At 42.2% G+C, this 2,832-nt stretch carries 3 protein-coding genes; all 3 read left to right on the forward strand.

What is annotated here, in order from left to right; translation table 11 throughout:
• Positions 1 to 1,496: hypothetical protein (locus QZY09_RS22050; protein ID WP_295676188.1), on the forward strand; the 1,496-nt coding region annotated here is incomplete at its 5' end.
• Between the two features lie 244 nt (positions 1,497 to 1,740).
• Positions 1,741 to 2,550 carry an FkbM family methyltransferase gene (locus QZY09_RS22055; protein WP_295676190.1) on the forward strand — a complete coding sequence of 270 codons (810 nt, stop codon included), beginning with the start codon at positions 1,741 to 1,743 and terminating at the stop codon, positions 2,548 to 2,550.
• Positions 2,547 to 2,832 (forward strand): glycosyltransferase (locus QZY09_RS22060; protein WP_295676193.1); only part of this gene is annotated, 286 nt, incomplete at its 3' end. The genes QZY09_RS22055 and QZY09_RS22060, both read left to right, overlap by 4 nt.

Raw genomic sequence — 2,832 nt, forward strand, 5'->3', positions numbered from 1 at the left:
ACAGGGCAATAGTTTCAACAGATAACAATCCATTTTACTACGACTTTTGGCCGCTGGTGGCCAAAGCATGGCGCAATATCGGTATCGAACCCACCGTGGCTGTTGTTGGCAACCTGAACCTCAATCATCCCAGCGGAACCATCATAAAGGTCCCGCAGATTGAGGGCATTTCATCGGGGTTTATTTCGCAGGTCATCCGCTTTATTATTCCCTGCCTGTTTCCTGAGGAAGTATCTGTAATAGGGGATATCGATATGATCCCGTTAAACAAAGATTACTTCACAAAAAACATTGCTCAATATAATGAGGATGATGTAGTAATTTTTTCGTCGGATGCCTATACAACTGAATTGAGGTACCCCATGTGCTACATCGCGGCAAAGGGTAAATATTTCCGGGAGATTATCGGGTTACAAGATACCGGTGAGGCCACGATTGAAAGTTTTATAAAGGACCTTTATGCATTAGACAAGAAGTGGGATACCGATGAATTGTTTTTTGCCGAACAGCTGCACAAATCAGCTTTATTAAGTAAAACAGTGTTTTTGAAACGCGGCTGGAGCCCGATGGCAAAAAACCGTATCGACAGGTCGCACTGGAAATATTCAAAGCTTGGGCTGTTTTTTAATAAATATATTGATGTGCATTGTTTAAGGCCGATGGAGAACCATCTGAAACAATTAAATAACATTGTTGAATACGTTGACCATGGATCAGAAGGAAAAAACTATTTCTCCTACATTCAGAAAAAACCTGCAAAGGCGTTTGCCAACCGCCTGAAACTGTTGAAGCAAAACCATTTCGATAAAGACTTGTACGCTATTGCGGAGACTATAAATGTAACCAGCCCTGCAAAAAACATGATCGCCTTTTCCCTTTTTGGCAACGATGCCCTGTATACCGCGAACATTGAAAAGGTAGTAAAATCATATCATGAATTATTACCCGGCTGGAAATGCAGGGTGTATGTGGCCAAGGATGTTGATGCTAAACATATCGACCTGCTGAGCAGCAACGGCTGTGAAGTAATGATTATGGAAAAGACCGGCGTGGATGCACGATACACCACCTGGCGGTTTTTGGCGGTTGAAGCAGGTGCGGAGGCGGTGATCATCCGCGATCTCGATTCAGTACCCACCCAACGCGAAAAAATAATGATAGAAGAGTGGCTGGCCGCTGATAAAGATTTTCATATCATCCGTGACCATATGCATCATAATGCGCTGGTAATGGCCGGCATGTGGGGGATCAAAAAAAATGACATCAGCATAAAAAAAGAAACCCGGACCCACCTGCTGACCAACACCTATGGCGTCGACCAGGTTTTTTTAGAAAAGGTCATTTATCCCCGGTTTAAAAACAATGTACTGGTGCATGATAGATTCCCCCGGTTTCCGGATGAAGATGCGATCATCATTCCGTTTACGGCGGAAGAAGGCTTTATTGGCGAAGTATATAGAGGCGAAGTGGCCATTTTAAATGAAAATATATCGTAGAGGTTGTATCATAAGTAGAACAAAGGATGATTATACAAAATTATATTTGCGCTATGAAAACTCTGTGCCTCTCTGCGCCTTCTTTGAGCACTCTGTGGTAAAATTTAACCACAGAGATCACGGAGATGAGAACGCAAAGATCACGGAGACAAATATTATTTGGTACCCTGTTAATACAAACGACTTTTGAGGGGTCCTCTACATTTACATCCCCATAAAATCAATTTAAAAATCTGTAAAGAAAATGTTTCTTAAAAGAAAGAGTTTAGATTTTTTCAAAAACCATTATGCCGGCAAGTTGAAACGGCAAAAGTTATTTAACAGCTTAAAGTTTATTATACTGCGCGGCTTAAACTATGGGGATGGCGGTTCCATCGAACTGAGCGGCGAAATTGAACTGATAAAATCATTGAATAAAAAGGCTGATGGCCAAAATAAATTTGTTGTATTTGACGTGGGCGCCAACTACGGCGATTACTGCAATGCCCTGTTGAAAAACCTCACCATAAAGGATCTTGAAATATGGTGTTTTGAGCCATCGCCGGTGGCATTTGCACATCTTAAAACAGCCTGCGGCGACAATCCGGCAGTTCACATGGTACAAATTGGTTTTAGTAACGTTAATGGCACTTTTCCGCTTTACACCAGCGAGCCCGGTACCACAACCGCTTCCCTTTTTCCGTTGGAACGGGCCTTTAATGTGCCTGAAAAGCTGCATGAATTTGAAATGATAACGGTTGGCACCATTGATGAATTTGCTGAACAAAATAATATAAAACAGATCGATTTCCTGAAATTAGATATCGAGGGGAACGAATTGAACGCGTTGAAAGGCGCGGAGAAAATGCTCAAAAGCAAATCGATCAAATCGATCCAGTTTGAATTTGGCACCTGCAATATTGACTCACGGACCTACTTCCGCGACTTTTGGTTCCTGTTGAACCAGGATTATAACATTTTCAGGGTGGTAAAGGATGGTTTATGTCCTATCACTTATTATACGGAATACGACGAAATTTTTGCGACGATAAATTACTACGCTGAATTGAAATGACGTTTGATATTTCGTACATCATCGCTACCCGCAACCGCCTGCCGCTGCTGAAGATCACTTTACAAAAATTAATAGGTGAGCTGCAGCCAAACGAAGAAATTGTAGTGGTAGATGCAAATAGCAACGATGGCGCAAAGGAGTACCTGCAAAAATTGTTTGATGAGGGGAAGATCCATCAGTTTGTATCGGAGCCCGACCGGAACCAGGCGCATGGATGGAATAAGGCCATCCTGATGGCGAAAGGCACACTGATCAAAAAGATTATTGATGATGATGTTTTTG

Origin of the sequence: uncultured Mucilaginibacter sp. (assembly GCF_903913935.1) — a bacterium.
Taxonomy (GTDB): domain Bacteria; phylum Bacteroidota; class Bacteroidia; order Sphingobacteriales; family Sphingobacteriaceae; genus Mucilaginibacter.

What these genes read in the sequence shown, in the direction of transcription:
- QZY09_RS22055 (WP_295676190.1), top strand. Translation starts at nt 1,741, where the DNA reads ATGTTTCTTAAAAGAAAGAGTTTAGATTTTTTCAAAAACCATTATGCC.